The 18743-nt window shown below is 70.8% G+C and carries 19 protein-coding genes; 1 reads left to right on the forward strand and 18 read right to left on the reverse strand.

Features of this window, described 5'->3' with window-relative positions; translation table 11 throughout:
• Positions 1 to 28: 28 nt before the first annotated feature.
• A complete protein-coding gene (locus tag ABIC29_RS15970) occupies positions 29 to 685 on the reverse strand; it encodes a hypothetical protein (RefSeq protein ID WP_116085434.1) in 657 nt (218 codons plus the stop codon).
• Positions 682 to 1176, reverse strand: a complete 495-nt coding sequence (locus tag ABIC29_RS15975; RefSeq protein WP_354246994.1) for a MarR family winged helix-turn-helix transcriptional regulator — start codon at positions 1174 to 1176, stop codon at positions 682 to 684. Before ABIC29_RS15975 ends, ABIC29_RS15970 begins: the two co-directional genes overlap by 4 nt.
• Before the next feature lie 74 nt (positions 1177 to 1250).
• Between ABIC29_RS15975 and ABIC29_RS15980 the strand changes: the two genes are divergently transcribed.
• Positions 1251 to 1874, forward strand: a complete 624-nt coding sequence (locus ABIC29_RS15980) for a GNAT family N-acetyltransferase (protein WP_158551868.1) — start codon at positions 1251 to 1253, stop codon at positions 1872 to 1874.
• Between the two features lie 195 nt (positions 1875 to 2069).
• Here the strand turns inward: ABIC29_RS15980 and der are convergent, their stop codons facing one another.
• The 16 genes from der to ABIC29_RS16060 form a co-directional block, all read right to left on the reverse strand.
• Positions 2070 to 3587, reverse strand: coding sequence for a ribosome biogenesis GTPase Der (der, locus tag ABIC29_RS15985; RefSeq protein ID WP_116085438.1), 1518 nt, complete (start codon positions 3585 to 3587; stop codon positions 2070 to 2072).
• 53 nt (positions 3588 to 3640) lie between these two features.
• On the reverse strand, positions 3641 to 4327 hold the full coding sequence (gene cmk / locus ABIC29_RS15990; protein WP_354246999.1) for a (d)CMP kinase: 687 nt from the start codon (positions 4325 to 4327) through the stop codon (positions 3641 to 3643).
• Between the two features lie 2 nt (positions 4328 to 4329).
• Complete coding sequence (locus ABIC29_RS15995; protein WP_116085440.1) at positions 4330 to 5412, reverse strand: prephenate dehydrogenase; 1083 nt, start codon at positions 5410 to 5412, stop codon at positions 4330 to 4332.
• The gene (locus ABIC29_RS16000; protein ID WP_116085443.1) at positions 5409 to 6290 is read right to left on the reverse strand and encodes a pseudouridine synthase; all 882 of its coding nucleotides are present in this window, start codon (positions 6288 to 6290) and stop codon (positions 5409 to 5411) included. The genes ABIC29_RS15995 and ABIC29_RS16000 overlap by 4 nt, the downstream gene beginning before the upstream one ends.
• Positions 6283 to 7035 (reverse strand): SMC-Scp complex subunit ScpB, encoded by a 753-nt coding sequence (gene scpB / locus ABIC29_RS16005; protein WP_354247003.1) that lies wholly within the window; start codon positions 7033 to 7035, stop codon positions 6283 to 6285. The genes ABIC29_RS16000 and scpB overlap by 8 nt, the downstream gene beginning before the upstream one ends.
• A complete protein-coding gene (locus ABIC29_RS16010) occupies positions 7025 to 7786 on the reverse strand; it encodes a segregation and condensation protein A (protein WP_354247033.1) in 762 nt (253 codons plus the stop codon). The genes scpB and ABIC29_RS16010 overlap by 11 nt, the downstream gene beginning before the upstream one ends.
• Before the next feature lie 127 nt (positions 7787 to 7913).
• Positions 7914 to 8747, reverse strand: a complete 834-nt coding sequence (locus tag ABIC29_RS16015; RefSeq protein WP_354247036.1) for a ParA family protein — start codon at positions 8745 to 8747, stop codon at positions 7914 to 7916.
• Between the two features lie 110 nt (positions 8748 to 8857).
• On the reverse strand, positions 8858 to 9763 hold the full coding sequence (gene xerD, locus ABIC29_RS16020) for a site-specific tyrosine recombinase XerD (protein WP_354247005.1): 906 nt from the start codon (positions 9761 to 9763) through the stop codon (positions 8858 to 8860).
• A gap of 10 nt (positions 9764 to 9773) precedes the next feature.
• Positions 9774 to 10469, reverse strand: a complete 696-nt coding sequence (locus ABIC29_RS16025; protein WP_354247008.1) for an NUDIX domain-containing protein — start codon at positions 10467 to 10469, stop codon at positions 9774 to 9776.
• Complete coding sequence (pyrG, locus tag ABIC29_RS16030) at positions 10462 to 12168, reverse strand: CTP synthase (protein ID WP_116085455.1); 1707 nt, start codon at positions 12166 to 12168, stop codon at positions 10462 to 10464. Before pyrG ends, ABIC29_RS16025 begins: the two co-directional genes overlap by 8 nt.
• 123 nt (positions 12169 to 12291) lie before the next feature.
• Positions 12292 to 13998 (reverse strand): DNA repair protein RecN, encoded by a 1707-nt coding sequence (recN, locus tag ABIC29_RS16035; RefSeq protein ID WP_354247013.1) that lies wholly within the window; start codon positions 13996 to 13998, stop codon positions 12292 to 12294.
• Positions 13991 to 14905: an NAD kinase gene (locus ABIC29_RS16040; protein ID WP_116085459.1), complete on the reverse strand. Its 915-nt coding sequence runs from the start codon at positions 14903 to 14905 to the stop codon at positions 13991 to 13993. Before ABIC29_RS16040 ends, recN begins: the two co-directional genes overlap by 8 nt.
• Entirely contained in the window at positions 14902 to 15711 is an 810-nt protein-coding gene (locus tag ABIC29_RS16045) for a TlyA family RNA methyltransferase (RefSeq protein ID WP_354247016.1), read from the reverse strand. Before ABIC29_RS16045 ends, ABIC29_RS16040 begins: the two co-directional genes overlap by 4 nt.
• 3 nt (positions 15712 to 15714) lie before the next feature.
• A complete protein-coding gene (locus tag ABIC29_RS16050; protein WP_199471784.1) occupies positions 15715 to 15879 on the reverse strand; it encodes a hypothetical protein in 165 nt (54 codons plus the stop codon).
• A 45-nt stretch (positions 15880 to 15924) separates the two neighbouring features.
• Positions 15925 to 16956, reverse strand: a complete 1032-nt coding sequence (locus ABIC29_RS16055; protein WP_116085464.1) for an HAD-IIA family hydrolase — start codon at positions 16954 to 16956, stop codon at positions 15925 to 15927.
• Between the two features lie 3 nt (positions 16957 to 16959).
• Positions 16960 to 18585: a primosomal protein gene (locus tag ABIC29_RS16060; RefSeq protein ID WP_354247020.1), complete on the reverse strand. Its 1626-nt coding sequence runs from the start codon at positions 18583 to 18585 to the stop codon at positions 16960 to 16962.
• Between the last annotated feature and the right edge of the window lie 158 nt (positions 18586 to 18743).

Consider the following 18743-nt stretch of genomic DNA (forward strand, 5'->3'; position numbering starts at 1 on the left):
ACGCACCTGGTCGCACGACCCGGGGCACTCAGAGGTGCCGACGCACCTCGTCGAGGAACCCCTTCGGGTCGTCGACCCACAGCCGAAGGGCGGTGATCTCCTGATCGCCGCCCTTCGGCGCATGTCCGGGTAGCCGCACGACGGTCGGCCGCTCGAGCTCGATCCGGAGGTTCGTCTCGTCCTGCATGCGCAGCACGAGGGTGCGCGCGGCATCCGTCGTCTCGATGCGCGGCGACTTCGGCTCGTCGACGACCTTGACCCGTGCGACCGAGGCGATGTCGTCCCACGCGAGCGCGACGTCGAGTTCGAGCCCCTGGCGCACGCGGATGCCGGCGGGCCCGACGGTCATGGGCCGCATGAGGTAGCCGCAGAGCAGCCCGAACATCCACGTGACGCCCCAGATGCCGAGCACCAGCATCGCGATGCGCACCGCTGGCCACCGATGCACGATCAGGTCGATGACCGGGATCTCGACGGCTGAGAGCACGATGAAGACGACGAGCACGGTCATCACCGGTTGGTGATAGCCGAACCCGACGGCGCCCGGAGCCACGGCGGGCCGGCGCGCGACGAAGCGCACGATGTTCGCGTAGATGCGCAGCTCGACGAGCAGGGCTCGCTTCGCCAGGCTCGCGACACGCTGCCAGGCGGATGCCGCGGCGCGGCGCTCGCTCGTGACGCTCATGCCCGGCGCTCCCGATCAGCCACGATGAGCGCCCGCAACCGTTCGGCGATGGCGTCGACGCCGCGCTCGAGGGCGGGCCGGTCGGCGGGCGCGACGGCGTCGAGCAGCTCGGCGGTGAGCTCGGCATGTTCGCGCTGCATCTCCCGCATGCGAAGCTCGGCCGCGTCGGTGAGCGAGACGATGGTCGCGCGACGGTCGGTCGGATGCGGCGCCCGCCGCACGTGCCCGCCCGCTTCGAGCGCGTCGACGAGCGCGGTGACGTTGCGAGGGCTGACCTCGAGGCTGCTCGCGAGCGCCTGCTGGGTCATCGGTCCGCCGTGCTGGATCACCCAGAGCACGCGCACGCGCGCGGGCGTGAGCGAGGTGCCCGCGAACGCCGCTGCCATGTCCTGTTGGAACAGCTCGCCGATCTCGAGCAGGCGATCGAGCACGGTCGGCTGGGGAGGCTGCGATGACGGCTCGGTGCCCACCATGCGCTCGGTCTCGGTCATACCATGATGGTACTACATCATTACCTATGTTCATGATTGTGCCGGATGTCGCACCCGCGCACTATCGTGACGACATGCCATCCAGAGTCACCGCCGACACCCAGCCCCCCGCGCTCCGCGTCGTGCCCGCGCAGCAGGTCCCCTTCGCCGATGTCGAGGCCGTATTCGGCACGAAGGGCGATCCGGCGACCTGCTGGTGCCAGTGGTTCAAGGTCCCGCGCAGCGCGTGGAGCATGAGCGACGCCGAGCTCGAGCAGCTTCTCGAGCAGCAGATCGCCGAGGGCGAGCACGGGCCGGGGCTCATCGCCTACGACGGCGACACGCCCGTCGGCTGGTGCGCCGTCGAACCCCGGCCGGCTCTGCCGGGGCTCCCCCGCAAGCGCATCGTGGCCACCGGCTCCCCCGACCAGGACTTCGACGACGCGAGCATCTGGGCGGTCACGTGCTTCGTCGTGCCGCGCGCGCACCGCAGGCGCGGCGTCGGCGGAGTTCTCGCCGAGGCCGCTGTCGCCTACGCACGCGAGCACGGGGCGCGGGTCGTCGAGGCCTACGGCGTCGATCCCGCTGCGCGGGCGAAGGTCCCGGCAGCCGACCTGTTCCCGGGCACCGTGAGCATGTTCGAGCGGGCCGGATTCCGCGAGGTCGCCAGGCCGACCCCCGCGCGCGCGGTCATGCAGATCCGCTTCGACGAGGGCTGACGGCCGCGCCGGCAGTGCGCTTCACTCCGCTCGTACGGCCGACCGTGGTGAGCTCGAGCACCGGCATGCCGCCGATGCGCTTCGCGACGCGCCATCCGCTCGCCCTGAACACCGCGTGATGCACTCCGGACATGGTCCGGAAGCGGTGGTCGGCGAGCGAACGGCGGCGCGCCACGATCGATCGGCACGCGAGCGCTAACGCTGGCGCTTCTCGCGCACCCGCATGTTGATGACGATCGGCGATCCCTCGAAGCCGTAGATCTCGCGCAGGCGCCGCTGGATGAACCGGCGGTAGCCCGGGTCGAGGAACCCGGTCGTGAAGAGCACGAATGTCGGCGGTCGGCTCGCGGCCTGCGTGCCGAACAGGATGCGGGGCTGCTTTCCGCCGCGCACGGGGTGCGGCGTCTGCTGCGTGAGCTCGGTGAGGAACGCGTTGAACTTGCCCGTCGCGATGCGGGTGTCCCACGACTCGAGGGCGGTCTCGAGGGCGGGCACGAGCTTCTCGAGGTGACGGCCGGTGCGCGCCGAGATGTTCACGCGGGGCGCCCACGCCACGTGGTGCAGGTCCTTCTCGATCTCGCGCTCGAGGTAGCGGCGACGGTCGTCGTCGAGCAGGTCCCACTTGTTGTAGGCGAGCACGAGCGCGCGGCCCGATTCGAGCACGAGGTCGATGATGCGCACGTCCTGCTCGGAGATCGGCTGCGAGACGTCGAGGAGCACGACGGCGACCTCGGCCTTCTCGAGCGCCGCCTGGGTGCGCAGCGAGGCGTAGAAGTCGGCGCCCTGCTGCAGGTGCACGCGACGACGGATGCCGGCGGTGTCGACGAAGCGCCAGATCTTGCCGCCGAGCTCGATCTGCTCGTCGACGGGGTCGCGGGTGGTGCCCGCGAGCTCGTTGACGACGACGCGCTCCTCACCGGCGGCCTTGTTCAGGAGCGAGCTCTTGCCGACGTTCGGGCGGCCGAGGATCGCGACGCGACGGGGTCCGCCGAACTCGTCCTTCGCGACGGCGGACACCTGCGGGAGCACCTTGAACACGGCCTCGAGCATGTCGGCGACGCCGCGCCCGTGCAGTGCGGAGACGGGGTGCGGCTCGCCGAGGCCGAGGTTCCAGAGCGCGGCGGCCTCGGACTCCTGGCGGGCGTCGTCGACCTTGTTGGCGACGAGGAAGACGGGCTTGTTCGTCTTGCGGAGCAGCCGCACGACGTGCTCGTCGGTCGCGGTCGCGCCGACCGTGGCGTCGACCACGAAGAGCACGACGTCGCAGAGGTCGATCGCGACCTCGGCCTGGGCGGCGACGGACGCGTCGATGCCCTTCGCGTCGGGCTCCCAGCCACCGGTGTCGACGAGGGTGAAGCGGCGGTCGAGCCACTCGCCCTTGTACGAGACGCGGTCGCGCGTCACGCCGGGGGTGTCCTCGACGACGGCCTCACGGCGTCCGAGGATGCGGTTCACGAGCGCCGACTTGCCCACGTTGGGGCGGCCGACGATCGCGACCACCGGCAGGGCCGGCAGGTAGCGGATGCCGTCTTCGCCCTCTTCGGAGTGCTCGAGCACATCGAGGTCATCGTCGTCGAGGTTGTAGTCGGACAGCCCCGAGCGCAGCGCTGCCGCGCGCTGCTCGGCCAGCTCGTCGTCGACGTCGGCGAGGCGGTCGGCGAGCCGGTCGTCGACGACGGACTCGTCGTCGTACTCGTCGCGCTGGTCGGTCATGGGTGTCTCCTCAAGTCTTCGGGCGCGTCTGATCGAGATGCGCCCCGCTCTATTCAATCAGTGACAGGCTGTGTGAACCTGATGACGTCGATCACGGCGTCGACGGTCTGCTCGAAATCGAGCTCCGTCGAGTCCACCGTGGTGACGCCTTCGGCCGCCGACATGAAGTCGACGACCTTCGAATCGGCCTCGTCGCGGCGCCGCAGCTCGTCGCCGACGGTGCTCGAGGTGGACCCGACGAGCTCGGCCGAACGGCGCGACGCGCGCACCTCGGCCGACGCGGTCAGCAGGATCCGCACCGGCGCATCGGGTGCGACGACGGTCGTGATGTCCCGACCCTCGACGACGACGCCGGGGCGAGGTTCGTCGGCCATGAGGCTGCGGAACAGCTCGATGAGGTGCGTGCGCACCTCGGGCACGCGGGCGACGCGGCTGACGACGGCGGAGATCGCGGGGTCGCGGATGGCGGCCGTCACGTCGACGTCGCCGACGTGCACGGCGTAGCCCGCCGGGTCGGTGCCGATCCGATAGTCGAAGCTCGCGAGCGAGGAGACGACGGATGCCGCGTCATCCGTGTCGATCCCCGATGCCTGCACGTGCCAGGCGAGCGCCCGATAGGCGGCACCCGTGTCGAGGAAGCCGTAGCCGAGGCGCTTGGCGACCTCCTTCGACACGCTGGACTTGCCGCTGCCGGCGGGGCCGTCGATCGCGACGACGACGGGAATGAGCGGGGACGACACGTTCAGCCTGCAATCCGCCAGCCGCGTGCGGCCAGCTCGTCGGTGAGGCGCTCCTGCACCTCGGGGAGCACGAAGATCTCGGCGAGACCCACCTGGGCGCCCGGCGAGTGCTCGAGGCGCAGATCCTCGAGGTTGACGCCGGCGTCGCCGACGTCGTTGAAGAGTCGGGCGAGCTGCCCCGGGCGGTCGTCGACCATGACGATGAGGCTCGCGTAGCGACGATCGACGCCGTGCTTGCCCGGCAGCCGTTCGACGCCGGTGTTTCCGCCGAAGAGCTCCTCGGCGATGCGCCGGCGCGCACCGGGCGCCTCGAGGTCGCCGAGGGCGTCGATGAACCGGTCGAGGTCCTCGCGGTAGCCGCGGAGGATCTCGATGACGGGAGCCGAGTTCTGTCCGAGGATCTGCACCCACAGCTCGGGGTCGCTCGCGGCGACGCGCGTGACGTCGCGGATGCCCTGTCCGGCGAGGTTCACCGACGCGTGGGGCGCGTCGATGAGGCGTCGCGCCATGAGCGAGGAGACCACCTGCGGCACGTGCGAGACCAGCGCGACGGCCCGGTCGTGCTGTTCGGGCGTGAGCTCGACGAGCGTCGCGCCGAGGTCGAGGATCAGGTCGTCGATCACCGAGGCGTCGCGGTACGAGATGCCCTCGTGCGCCGCGACGACCCATGGGCGGCCGACGAAGAGGTCGGCACGGCCCGACATGGGTCCGCCGAGTTCGCGGCCGGCCATGGGGTGCGTGCCGAGGTAGCGCGAGAGGTCGGCGCCGCGCGCCACGAGCTCGTCGTGGATGGCGAGCTTGACGCTCGCGACATCCGTCACGATCGCGGTCGGGTTCGCCGCCAGTTCGGCGGCGACGACGTCGGCCGTGACGTCGGGCGGCACGCACACGACGACGAGCTGCGGCACGTCGCCGGCGGCGGCCGGGCGCCCGGCGCCGTAGTCGGCGGCGATCGCCAGATGCGTCGGCGAGGCATCGGCGAGGATCACCTCGACGCCCTTCGCGCGCAGCCCGAGCCCGATGCTCGCGCCGAGCAGTCCGACGCCGACGATCCGCACCGGCCCGGTCAGGCGGGCTTCGCTCACGACTCCCCCTCGTCGGCCGCGTCGTCGACCTGCGCCCCGCCGGCATCGGCAGTCGCATCATCGGACCCGGATGCCGCGTCGCCACGCCCGCGCGCGGCATCCGCCTCGCGCGAGATCGTCAGCAGCAGGCCGCGCTCGGTGCTCGTGAGCTCGCGCATGACGCCGACGCGGAGCGTGCCGAGGTGCAGCGGCCCGAAGCTGCGGCGCACGAGGTCGACCACGGGATGGCCGACCTCGGCCATCATGCGCCGCACGATGCGGTTGCGGCCCGAGTGCAGCGTGAGCTCGACGATCGAGTGCCCGTCGTCGGCCTGGTGCTGCCTGACCTTCGCCCGGTCGACCTTGATCGGGCCATCCTCGAGCTCGATGCCGTTCTTGAGCCTCTGCAGGGTCTGCGGCGTGACCCGCCCCTTGACCTTCGCGATGTACGTCTTCTCGACGCCGAACGACGGGTGCGCGAGCACGTGCGCGAGGTCGCCGTCGTTCGTGAGCAGCAGCAGGCCGCTCGTCTCGCCGTCGAGGCGGCCCACGTTGTAGACGCGCTCCTCGAGCTCGTCGGTGAACTGCCGCAGGTCGGGGCGGTCCTTCTCGTCGCGCATCGACGAGACGACGCCGCGCGGCTTGTTGAGCATGTAGTAGCGCTTGTCGGGGTCGAGCTGGATCGCGACGCCGTCGACCGCGACGAGGTCGGTCGCGGGATCGACGCGCCGGCCGAGCTCGGTCACGACGACGCCGTTGACCTCGATGCGGCCCTCGACGATGTACTGCTCGACCACGCGGCGGCTCGCGACGCCCGCGGCGGCGAGCACCTTCTGCAGGCGCACGCCCTCCGGTTCGGTGAACCAGCCGGCGCCCTGGTCGCCGTTCTTGTCAGTCACGTTCGAATCCTTCCTGACCGTCGTCGAGCAACGGTGAGATGTGGGGCAGCTCGTCGATGGAGTTGATGCCGAGGTTGGTGAGCAGCAGCTCGGTCGTGCCGTAGAGCAGCGCGCCCGTCTCGGCATCCGTGTCGACCTCGGTGATGAGCCCCCGGCCGAGCAGCGTGCGCACGACCGAGTCGACGTTCACCGCACGGATCGACGCGATCTGCGAACGCGAGATCGGCTGCTTGTAGGCGATCACCGAGAGCGTCTCCAACGCCGCCTGCGAAAGTCTCGTCGACGTCTGCGCGATCACGAAATCCGACACGAGCGCGTCGTACTCGGTGCGCACGTAGAACCGCAAGCCGCCGCCCACCTCGCGCAGCTCGAATCCACGACGGATGCCGCGTGCCGCATCGTTCGCGTCGGCGACATCGGTGCGCGGCTCCCCCGAAACGCCCGTGCCGTCGTAGTCGGCACGCAGGCGCGCGATCGCGGCGCGCACCTCGGCCACCGGACGCTGCACGGCGGCCGCGAGGTGCACGACGCTCTGCGGTTCGTCGGCGATGAACAGGATCGCCTCGAGCGCACGATCGAGGTCGAGGCGCGGCTGCCCCGGCACGTCGAGCGGCGTGACGATCGAGAGCTCGGGGCCCTCGTCTGCCGCCGCCGGTCGAGGAGGGCGCTCAGCGCCCGTATCGAGACCATCGCCCTCGTCGACCGCGGTCATCGCGACATCCGCCTCATCGATCTCATTCGTCATAGTCGGCCCCCAGAGCCTCGAGGTTGTCGTCGGACCACGTCGCCGCGGCCCAGTGCAGGGTGAGTTCGCCGAGCGGCTCGACCTGGTCGAAGCCGATCGCGGCGTGCCGGTACAGCTCGAGCACCGCGAGGAAGCGCGCCACGACCACGCCGGGGCGGGTGACCCCCGCGATGAGCTGGCGGAAGCTCACGGGCTCGCCACGGCGGAGCACCGCGACGACGTGCGCCGCCTGCTCGCGGATCGACACGAGCGGCGCGTGCAGGTGCGTGAGCCCGACCACGGGGATCTCGCGCGGGGCCATCGCGAGGGCCGCGAGCGCCGCGAAGTCCTCGGCGCTGAGCGTCCACCGCAGTTCGGGTGCGCGCTGGCGGAACCTGTCCTCGAGTCGCACGGTGCGCGCGTGGCGCAGCCCTTCGGCGTCGAGGTTCGACTGGAACCACCGCGCGGCCTCCTTGAAGGCGCGGTACTGCAGCAGCCGGGCGAAGAGCAGGTCGCGGGCCTCGAGCAGGGCGACGTCCTCGGCGTCGACGAGTTCGCCCTGCGGGAGCAGGCCGACGACCTTGAGGTCGAGCAGCGTCGCCGCGACCACGAGGAACTCCGACGCGCGGTCGAGTTCCTCGGCGGAGTCGAGGCCGCGCAGGTACGAGATGAACTCATCGGTCACCGCCGAGAGCGAGACCTCGGTGATGTCGAGCTCGTGTTTGGCGATCAGCGAGAGCAGCAGGTCGAACGGGCCCTCGAAGTTCGTCAGCGCGACGCGGAAGCCCGTCTCGACGTGCTCGTCGGGTGCGAATTCCCCGACCGCGGCTGCGGCCGAGGACTCGGCACCGGTGCCGGCCTCGCCGCCGGTCGTGTGCTCCCCCGAGACCGGAACGGCCTCAGGCGACCGCGCCACGGAAGACCAGCTCCCTCGCGAGCTGCCGGTACGACTTCGACGCCTGGTGCTCTGGCGCGAACTCGGTGATCGGCGTCGCCGCGACCGTCGCGTCGGGGAACTTCACCGTGCGCGTGATGACGGTCTCGAGCACGTCGTCGCCGAACGCGTCGACCACGCGCTCGAGCACCTCGCGCGAGTGCAGCGTGCGCGAGTCGTACATCGTCGCGAGGATGCCGTCGAGCGTGATCGCCGGGTTCAGGCGGTCGCGCACCTTGTCGATCGTCTCGATGAGCAGCGCGACGCCGCGCAGCGCGAAGAACTCGCACTCGAGCGGGATCACGACGCCGTGCGCCGCGGTGAGCGCGTTGACGGTGAGCAGGCCGAGCGAGGGCTGGCAGTCGATCAGGATCACGTCGTAGTCGGCGGAGACCTTGCGCAGCACGCCGGCGAGGATCTGCTCGCGCGCGACCTCGTTGACGAGGTTGATCTCGGCGGCCGAGAGGTCGATGTTGCCGGGGATCACGTCGAGGCCCTCGACGCTCGTGTGCTGGATCGCATCGGCCGGATCGATGGCCCGCGAGAGCAGCAGGTCGTAGATCGTCGGCACGTCGTGGGTCTGCACCCCGAGCCCCGCCGAGAGCGCGCCCTGCGGGTCGAAGTCGATGGCGAGCACGCGGCGTCCGTACTCGGCGAGCGTCGCACCGAGGTTGATCGTGGTGGTCGTCTTGCCGACGCCGCCCTTCTGGTTGCAGAGGGCGATGATGCGGGCGGGCCCGTGCGAGCGCAGCGGCTTCGGCGCGGGGAACTCGCGGTGGGGACGCCCGGTCGGACCCATCTCCGGCGGAAGCGTTCCGATGCCGTCAGCCGGATCGTGCGTCTGCTGGGTCACGTGTGGTCTCTCCTCCGGCCTGCCGGCCCCTCGTCGTGCGAGTTGCTTGGTCGATTCTAGCGAGCGCGTGGGTGGGCCGACGTGTACATCTCCCGGAGTGTGTCAGCCGTGACGAGCGTGTAGATCTGGGTCGTCGCGACCGACGAGTGCCCGAGCAGTTCCTGCACGACCCGCACGTCGGCGCCGCCCTCGAGCAGGTGGGTCGCGAACGAGTGCCGCAGCGTGTGCGGGGAGACGGATGCCGCGAGCCCCGCCCGCTCGGCAGCGCCGTGGATCGCCTCCCACGCGGCCTGCCGCGACATCCGCCGTCCGCGCATGCCGAGGAACAGCGCCGGGGTGGACTGGCCCCTGGCCGACAGCAGCGGACGCGCACGCACGAGGTACGCGTCGACCGCCCGCCTGGCGTATGAACCGAGCGGCACGATGCGCTGCTTGCCGCCCTTGCCGAAGAGGCGCACGACGTCCTCGTCGACGAGGTCGTCGACGTTCAGCCCGATCGCCTCCGAGACGCGAGCCCCGGTGCCGTAGAGCACCTCGAGCAGCGCGGCGTCCCGCAGCCGGTCGGCCTCCTCGCCGGCGGTCGCCGCGATGAGCGACTCGACGTCGGCGACAGAGATCGCCTTCGGCAGGCGCATCGGCAGCTTCGGCGGCCGCAGCTCCCGCGAGACGTCCGCGGGCAACGTGCCCTCGTCGGCGAGGAAGCGGTGCAGCCCGCGCACCGCCGACAGCACCCGCGCGATGGAGGATGCCGCGAGCATCGGCTCGCGTTCGGCGCCGAGGTACCGGATGAAGTCGGCGAGATCCTGCTCGCCCACCGCGCCCGGTCCGTCGAAGCCGCGCCGCTCGAGCCAGTCGGCGTAGATCGACAGGTCGCGGCGGTACGACGTGATGGTGTTGCGGGCGAGACCGCGCTCGACGGTGAGATGCCTGAGGTAGGCGTCGACCTCCGCCTGTGCGGTCACCGCTCTGCGCTCATTCGCGGGCAGTACCCTCCGATGAGCCGGGCGCCTCCGTGCCGCGCGCCGGCGACCGCGTCGGCCACGCGGCATCCGCCTCGCCGAGGCTCTGCCACCCGCGGGAACGTGACGCCGCTGCGGCGAGCACCGCGATCACGAGCGACGGGTTCTGCACCCGTCGCTCGAGCACGGCGTCGACGCAGTCGTCCAGCGGCACCCACCGGGTCTCGATGTGCGCCTCCTCGTCTTCGCGCACGTACGCCTCGGCGGTCTGGCGCACGTCGCGCGCGAGGTAGATGCGGAGTGCTTCGTCGCTGCCGCCCGGCGTCGTGAGGAAGTCGGCGAGCACCGACCACTCGGATGCCTCGAGGTCGCCCTCTTCGGCCAGCTCCCGCTTGGCCGCCTCGAGCGGATCCTCGCCGGGGATGTCGAGCAGGCCGGCCGGGATCTCCCAGTCGCGCATGCGTACGGGATGCCGGTACTGGCGGATCAGGAACGCCCGGTCGTGGTCGTCGAGCGCGAGCACCGCAACGGCGCCCGGGTGGTCGACGAAGTCGCGCACGATCGGCCCGTCGCCGAGGTCGAACGTCTCGCGCCGGATGTCCCACACGCGCCCCTCGAACACGAGCTCGCTCGCCGAGACGGGCACGGCGACCCGTTCATCGGCGAGCGGCTCGACCTCGGGGTCGGCGCCGGAGTGCCGATCAGGCATTCGCGTCGTCGAAGAGCAGGCTCGCCTTCTGGCGGTCGAGGGATGCCGCGACCAGGCCGCGGAACAGCGGGTGCGCGTCGTTCGGGCGGCTGCGCAGCTCGGGGTGGGCCTGTGTGGCGATGTAGTACGGGTGCACGTCGCGCGGCAGTTCCACGAACTCGACGAGGTGCCGATCGGGCGAGGTGCCCGAGAACACGAGGCCGGCCTCGGAGATGACGTCGCGGTAGGCGTTGTTCACCTCGTAGCGGTGACGGTGACGCTCGGAGACGAGCGTGGAGCCGTACACCTCCGCGGCGATCGAGCCCTCGGAGAGGGCCGCCGGGTAGAGGCCGAGGCGCATGGTGCCGCCGAGGTCGCCGCCCGCGATGATCTCGACCTGCTCCTCCATGGTCGCGATGACCGGGAACTCGGTGTCGGGGTCGAACTCGCTCGACGACGCGCCCTTGAGGCCGACGACGTTGCGCGAGTACTCGATGACCATGCACTGCAGGCCGAGGCAGAGTCCCAGCGTCGGGATGCCGTTCTCGCGGGCGTAGCGCAGCGCGCCGAGCTTGCCCTCGATGCCGCGCACGCCGAAGCCGCCGGGAACGCAGATGCCGTCGAGACCGGACAGGTGCTTGCTCGCGCCCTCTGGCGTGCGGCACTCGTCGGACGGGATCCACTCGATCTTCACCTTGGCGTCGTTCGCGAATCCGCCGGCGCGCAGCGCCTCGGTGACCGAGAGGTAGGCGTCGGGCAGGTCGATGTACTTGCCGACGAGCCCGATGGTGACCTCGTGCTTCGGGTCGTGCACGACGTCGAGCAGTCCGCTCCATCCTGACCAGTCGACGTCGCCGGCCTTCGCGTCGAGGCCGAGCGTCTCGATGATGTAGGCATCGAGGCCCTGGTCGTTCAGCATCGTCGGGATGTCGTAGATCGACGGCACGTCGACGGCGTTCACGACGGCGCCCTCGTCGACGTCGCACATGAGCGCGATCTTGCGCTTGTTCGCCTCGGTGACCGGGCGGTCGCTGCGCAGCACGAGCGCGTCGGGCTGGATGCCGATCGACCGCAGGGTGGCGACGGAGTGCTGCGTCGGCTTGGTCTTCTGCTCGCCCGAGGCGCCCATGAACGGCACCAGCGAGACATGCACGAAGAAGACGTTCTTGCGGCCGAGTTCGTGGCGCACCTGACGGGCGGACTCGATGAAGGGCTGCGACTCGATGTCGCCGACCGTGCCGCCGATCTCGGTGATGATGACGTCGGGCTTGGGCGATTCAGTGGCCTGCAGTCGCATGCGGCGCTTGATCTCGTCGGTGATGTGGGGAATCACCTGCACGGTGTCTCCGAGGTACTCGCCGCGGCGTTCCTTGGCGATCACCGTCGAGTAGATCTGGCCCGTCGTGACGTTGGCTGCCTGGCTGAGGTCGATGTCGAGGAACCGCTCGTAGTGCCCGATGTCGAGGTCGGTCTCGGCGCCGTCGTCGGTGACGAACACCTCGCCGTGCTGGAACGGGTTCATCGTTCCGGGATCCACGTTGAGGTACGGGTCGAGCTTCTGCATGACCACGCGCAGGCCGCGTGCCGTCAGCAGGTTGCCGAGACTGGCTGCCGTGAGCCCCTTGCCCAACGAGGAAACGACACCACCAGTCACGAAGATGTGCTTGGTCGTGTCGTCTGTATTGTCTGCGCTCTTCGGCGCCTGTCCGCGTTCTTCCACCACGGGCTTATAGTCTAAGCCACGTTTCTGCGAAGTCGCCCCGTCGTCGTGCACTGGTTCCCCCTTCGTCGCCCGCCGGGCGCCTCCCGCCCGACGTCTCCCCCATCAGTACCCGGTCGCGCCTCAGCCGGTGGTCGCCCGTTCCGCCGCCAGCCCGAGCAGTTCACGGGCGTGCGCCAGTCCGCTCTCGGATTCGGCGAGTCCCGAGAGAAGACGCGCCATCTCGGCCTCGCGGTCGGCACCCTCGAGCCGTCGCACGCTGGATTCGGTCACGCGCCCGTCGGTGCCCTTCACCACGCTCAGGTGGTTCGTGGCGAAGGCCGCGACCTGCGCGAGGTGCGTCACGACGATCACCTGGGATCGCTCGGCGAGCCGGGCGAGTCGTCGGCCGATCTCGATGGCCGCGGCGCCCCCGACGCCGGCGTCGACCTCGTCGAAGACGAACGTCGGCACCGGATCCGTGCCGGCGATGACGACCTCGATCGCGAGCATGACGCGCGAGAGCTCGCCACCGGACGCGCCCTTCGAGACCGAACGGGGCTCGGCCCCCGGATGCGGCTGCAGCAGGATCGCGACCTGGTCGCGTCCGTGGAGCGCCGGCTCGTGTTCGGAGTCGACGAGCACGGTCAGCCGCGCGTCGGGCATCGCGAGGGCGGCGAGCTCGACCGTGACCGCCGCGGCGAGCCGGCCCGCGGCGTCGGTGCGGAGTTCGCTGACGCGGCCTGCCAGACGGTCGACCACGATCGCGCCCTCGTCGACGGATGCCGCGAGCTGCTCGATGCGCTCGTCGTCGCCGTCGAGCTCGACGAGTCGCAGCCCGCCGGTGCGGCCGAAGTCGAGCACGTCGTCGAGGCTCGATCCGTGCCGACGGATCAGGGAGGTGAGCAGGGCGCGACGTTCCTGCACGACTTCGAGTTCCCGTGCGCCGTCGGCGTCGAGCCCCGCCAGGTAGGCGCCGAGTTCGGCGGCCGCGTCTGCGAGCAGGAATCCGGCGTTCTGGAGCGCCTCGCGGATGGGCGCGAGCGCGGCGTCGTGCTCGACGACCCGCTCGAGGTGGCGCTTCGCCCCGTCGACGAGCGTGACCGCATCTGGAGCGTCGTCGACGATCTCGTCGGCTGAGACGAGCGTGTGCGCCTGGGCAGCGGCGAGGCGCAGGTCTTCGAGGTTCGAGAGCCGGTCGGCTCGTTCGGAGAGCTCGAGGTCTTCTCCGGCGCGCGGATCGGCGACCTCGATCTCGTCGAGCGCCTCTCGCAGCGTCGCGGCCTCTCGGAGGCGCTCGTCGCGGGCGAGCGTGAGGCGTTCGAGCTCGGCGGCATCGGCGTGCCAGGCGGTGAACGCGGCACGGTACTCGGTCAGCGCGGCCTGCAGCTCGGCGCCGGCGAACCGGTCGAGCGCGTCGCGCTGCGCAACCGCGGACCGGAGACGCTGCTGGTCGGCCTGGCCGTGCACGACGACGAGCTCCTCGCCGAGCTCGGTGAGCACGCCGATGGGTGCACTCCGACCGCCGACGACGGCCCGGCTGCGACCCTCGGACGAGACCGATCGTCCGAGCAGCAGCTCGCCGGTCTCGATCTCGCCGCCCGTCTCGGCGACGCGCTCGGCGACCGGGCCGTCTTCGGGCACGAGCCAGCGACCCTCGACCCAGGCCTGCTTCGCGCCGGAGCGCACCGCGCCGGCGTCGGCGCGCGCACCCAGCAGCAGCCCGAGGGCCGTGACCACCATGGTCTTGCCCGCTCCGGTCTCGCCGGTCACGGCGGTGAACCCCGGGCCCAGTGGAAGCGTCGCCTCGGCGATGACCCCGAGGTCGCGGATGCCGAGTTCGTCAATCATGGCCCACCGGTCCTCGCCAGCCCGTCACCGGGAGTTGGAACTTGTTCACGAGGCGATCGGTGAACGGCGCCTCGTGCAGTCGCGCCAGGCGCACCGGCACGGGCGAACGCCGAACCACGACCCGCGCGCCCGCCGGGAGGTCGAAGGTGCGACGTCCGTCGCACCAGATGACCGCCGACGCCTCGGTGCGGCGCAGCACCTCGACGGCGAGCGACGAGTCGGCAGCCACCACCAGCGGACGGGCGAACAGGGCGTGCGCGCTGAGCGGCACCAGCAACAGGGCCTCGAGGCCCGGCCAGACGACGGGGCCGCCGGCGGAGAACGCGTACGCGGTCGATCCGGTCGGGGTGGACATGACGACGCCGTCGCAGCCGAACGACGAGAGCGGCCGTCGGTCGACCTCGATCACGACCTCGATGAGGCGCTCGCGCTCCGCCTTCTCGACGGAAACCTCGTTGAGCGCCCAGCTCTCGAAGACGGTCTCGTCGTCGACCTTGGCGCGCACGGAGAGCGTCATACGCTCCTCGACCGTGTAGTCGCGGGCGAGCGCCCGCTGCACCGTGTAGCCGAGGTCGTCGCGCTCGCTCTCGGCGAGGAAGCCGACGTGGCCCAGGTTGACGCCGAGCAGCGCGACCGGCAACTCCCGGATCAGCTCGGCCGCGCGCAGGATCGTGCCGTCGCCGCCGAGGACGATGACGAGCTCGATCAGCGCGGGATCGGTCTCCTCGAGCCGGGCGACACGGCCGTTGAGCTCGGGGATGAACTCGTGCACGTCGCCCCACTGCTCGTCGGCGATGACCGGAACCGCGCCGGCCGCGATGAGCTGGGCGCAGACCTCTCCGGTGGCTTCGAGTGCGTTGCGGCGGCCGGTGTGCGAGACCACGAGGAAATGCCGTACGTCGTTCACTGGACCTCGCCTCCCGTCATGAGCTCAACCTGCCGCATCCATTCTGTCGGATTCGATCCGCGCGCGGCGGTGAGGTGCACGAGGTACTCGTGGTTTCCGCGCGTGCCGGCGATTGGGGAGGACATGACCCCCGCCGTGCCGACGCCGAGATCATGTGCGGCCCACAGCACACCGGCGACCGCCTCGGATCGCAGCGCCGCGTCATGCACGATGCCCTCGCGTATGCCCGACCGCCCCACCTCGAACTGCGGCTTCACGAGCAGCACGAAGTCGGCGGCGTCGGCGGCCGTCGCGACGAGCGCCGGAAGCACCGTCGTCAACGAGATGAACGAGAGGTCGGCCGTGACCAGCGTCGCGGGCTCTTCGACGCCCGACAGGCTCGCCAACGCCGCTCGGTCGAGCGAACGCACGTTGCACCCCTCGACCAGCACGAGCCCTTGCGCCCCGAACAGTTCGGCCGCGAGCTGTCCGTGCCCGACGTCGACCGCGAGGACGGTGCGGGCGCCGCGTTCGAGCAGCACCTGGCTGAATCCGCCCGTCGATGCGCCGGCGTCGAGCACGACGCGATCGGCGGGGTCGACCTCGAACCGGTCGAGCGCCGCGATGAGCTTGTGTGCCGCGCGCGAGACGTAGTGATCGGATGCCGCGACCTCGATCGTCTGATCGTCGTCGACCTTGGTCGACGGCTTCACGACGGGCCGACCGTCGACCGTCACCACGCCGGCGGCGATGAGGGTTGCCGCGTGTGTGCGTGAGCGCGCGAGTCCGCGTTCGGAGAGGGCGGCGTCGAGACGTCGAGAGGTCATGCGTCAGTCGAGCTGCCGCGACGGGTCGGAGTGCTCGAGCTCTGCACGCAGGCGTTCGGCGAGTGCGAGGTAGCCCGCGGCGCGCTCGTCGAGCGGCAACGCCTCGATCGCGTCGAGCGCCGAACGCGTCTCGTCGGCCGCAGCGGCCTGCTCGTCTTCAGTGCTCACGCGTCCACGCTACCCGAGGCCGCCGACGGCGACGCGATCGACGCGTCAGGCGTAGAGCGACGGCGGCACGTCGAGCACGTGGATCGCCGTGCCGGAACGCCAGATCGCCGCGCACGCGGCACGCAGGAGGTCGAGGGGGCGCTCGCCCTCGGCTTCGATCACCACGCGCCGGCCGTCGACGCGCACACGCGCACCGCCGACGCGGATCGCGCCGCGCACCTCCTCGGTCGCCGGGTACGGCTCGTGGAGCTCGCGCAGGTCGCCGACGATGAAGTCGGGGCGACTGGCGGCGTCCGCGGCGAGCACCTGCTTCGCACGGTCGATGCCCGTGAGCACGAGTACGCTCGTCATCCCGGACCGGTTCGCGCCGAGGATGTCGGTGTCGAGCCGGTCGCCGACCACGAGTGGCCGTTCGGCGCCGAAGCGCCGCTTGGCCTCGTCGAAGATCGGCGTCTCGGGCTTGCCCGCGACCAGCGGCAGCCGGCCGACGGCCGTGTGCACCGCGGAGACGAGCGTGCCGTTGCCCGGCGCGATGCCCCGCGCCACGGGGATCGTCCAGTCGGTGTTCGTCGCGATCCACGGGATCCCGGGTGTCTCGGATCCGGGGCCGCCGTTGGCGTTCAACGCGAACGAGGCTTCGGCGAGTTCCTTCCAGCCGACCTCGGGCGTGAACCCCTGCACAACGGCCTCGGGGGCGTCATCCGCCGACCGGGTGACGCGGTATCCGCGCTTCTCGAGCTCCACCACGATGCCCTCGCCGCCGACGACGAAGACCAGCGCCCCCGGCGCGACCTGCTCGTCGAGCAGGCGCATCGCCGCTTGCGGCGAGGTCACGACATCCGCGGGCTGCACCGCGAGGCCGAGCTCCGAGAGGTGCGCGGCGACGGATGCATCGCTCCGCGAGGCGTTGTTCGTGATGTAGCCGACCGGCATGCGCTGCTTGGCCAGGTTCAGGCTCTCGACGGCGTGCGGAATCGCGCCGGCACCCGCGTAGACGACCCCGTCGAGATCGGCGAACACGGCATCGGCACCGTCCAGCGGAGAGGCCGCAGCGGGCTTCTGTCGAAACAGGCCCACCCGTCAGTCCTTGCCCTCGTCGCCTTCGGCGAGCACGGCCCGCACGTCGTCCTCGAGCACGTCGCCCGGGTCGCCGAGGTCCTCGGGCTCGGCCGAAGCAGTGGGCTCGTCCGCCGCCGCGAGGATCTCGTCGTCGTCAGCTTCGACGTCAGTCTCAGCCTCAGCCTCGACCGAATCGGATGCCTCGTCGACGACGGTCTCGTCGTCGACGGCATCGGCCGCGGGCTCGGCATCGAGCTCGGGCTCGAGCTCCACCTCGTAGATCTCGACGAGGTCGAGTTCCGGTCCGCCGAGCGCGTCCTCCGCGCGAGCGGCACGGGCGCGCCAGGCCGCGGCATCCGTCGAGCGCCCGAGCTCCTCGAGCACCTCCGCGTATGCGGAGAACAGCGCCGGGCTGTACGAGAACGCACGGTCGGGGTCGAGCTGCGGGATCTCGAGCTCGGCGAGAGCCAGCTCGGGCTGCTCGAGGTCGAGGCGCGCGCCCGACATCGCGATCGCGAGGCCGACCTGCACCGCGGCGGGGAGTTCGGCGCGGTCGACGGCGCGACCGACCTCGAGCGCGCGGTCGGGGCGTCCGACGCCGCGCTCGCTGTCGACCATGAGCGGCAGCTGGTCGTTGCTGCCCGAGATGCGGCGGTACGTGCGCAGCTCGCGCAGCGCCAGGGCGAAGTCGCCGGTCGCGTACGCCGTGATCGCGAGCGTCTCGCGCACGACGGCGACACGTCCGGCACGGCGACCGGCCGACAGTGCATGCTCGTGCGCCAGCTCGGGGTCGTCATCGAGGTAGAGGGATGCCGCGACGAGGTGTCGGGCCACCCAGTCCGCGTTCTCCTTGCTCAGCGTCTTGAGCTCGGCGCGCGCACCCTTGTCGAGGTCGCGCGGCTCGATCGTGTCGGGGATGAACGGATCGTCGTGGCGCGGACGCACGGGGAGGTTCGCGGCGCCGGGCGAGTCGCGACGGTACTCCTCGCGCGGCTCGCGGGAGTCGCGTCGATCGGCGCGATCGCCGTACGGACGGGACTGGTCGCGCTTCTCGTACGGACGCGACTGCCCGTCACGGCTCTCGTACGGACGCTTGTTGTCACGGTCACCGTATGAACGCGGAGCACCGCCGTCACGCTTCTCGTACGGACGAGACTGCCCGTCACGCTTCTCGTACGGACGAGACTGGCCATCGCGCTTCTCGTACGGACGAGACTGCCCGTCACGCTTCTCGTACGGACGAGACTGGCCATCGCGCTTCTCGTACGGACGCTTGTTGTCACGGTCACCGTATGAACGCGGAGCACCGCCATCGCGCTTCTCGTACGGACGCGACTGCCCGTCACGCTTCTCGTACGGACGCGACTGCCCGTCACGGCTCTCGTACGGACGCTTGTTGTCACGATCACCGTATGAACGCGGAGCACCGCCATCGCGCTTCTCGTACGGACGCTTGCTCGCATCGCGGTCACCGGAATGGCGCCGCTCGCCGGACCCGCTGGGACGCCCATCACGGGAGCCACCGCCGTTGGCCCTCGGAGGCTGGGAACCGTACGCGCCACGTCCGCTGCTCTGCGGTCGCCCTTCGCCACGGGGGGCGCTGTTGCGCGCCTCTCCCCTGTTGGTGTCGTCGTTCGTGTCGCTCACGATTGTCCCGTCATCTGTGAAGTTCGTTTTCACTCAACCGTACTGTCCCGCATCTGGGTGGTTGGTGTGTTAAATGCGAAGAGCCGCCCACGTGGTGGGCGGCTCTTCGGGAATGGTTGTCCGGCGGTGTCCTACTCTCCCACAGGGTCCCCCCTGCA

The organism is Agromyces sp. PvR057 (assembly GCF_040547485.1).
Lineage (GTDB): Bacteria > Actinomycetota > Actinomycetes > Actinomycetales > Microbacteriaceae > Agromyces.

What these genes read in the sequence shown, in the direction of transcription:
- ABIC29_RS15980 (WP_158551868.1), top strand. Translation starts at nt 1,251, where the DNA reads ATGCCATCCAGAGTCACCGCCGACACCCAGCCCCCCGCGCTCCGCGTC.
- ABIC29_RS16045 (WP_354247016.1), bottom strand. Translation starts at nt 15,711, where the DNA reads ATGACCTCTCGACGTCTCGACGCCGCCCTCTCCGAACGCGGACTCGCG.
- scpB (WP_354247003.1), bottom strand. Translation starts at nt 7,035, where the DNA reads ATGACGAATGAGATCGATGAGGCGGATGTCGCGATGACCGCGGTCGAC.
- der (WP_116085438.1), bottom strand. Translation starts at nt 3,587, where the DNA reads ATGACCGACCAGCGCGACGAGTACGACGACGAGTCCGTCGTCGACGAC.
- ABIC29_RS16025 (WP_354247008.1), bottom strand. Translation starts at nt 10,469, where the DNA reads ATGCCTGATCGGCACTCCGGCGCCGACCCCGAGGTCGAGCCGCTCGCC.
- ABIC29_RS15975 (WP_354246994.1), bottom strand. Translation starts at nt 1,176, where the DNA reads ATGACCGAGACCGAGCGCATGGTGGGCACCGAGCCGTCATCGCAGCCT.
- recN (WP_354247013.1), bottom strand. Translation starts at nt 13,998, where the DNA reads ATGATTGACGAACTCGGCATCCGCGACCTCGGGGTCATCGCCGAGGCG.
- ABIC29_RS16015 (WP_354247036.1), bottom strand. Translation starts at nt 8,747, where the DNA reads ATGGGTCCGACCGGGCGTCCCCACCGCGAGTTCCCCGCGCCGAAGCCG.
- ABIC29_RS15970 (WP_116085434.1), bottom strand. Translation starts at nt 685, where the DNA reads ATGAGCGTCACGAGCGAGCGCCGCGCCGCGGCATCCGCCTGGCAGCGT.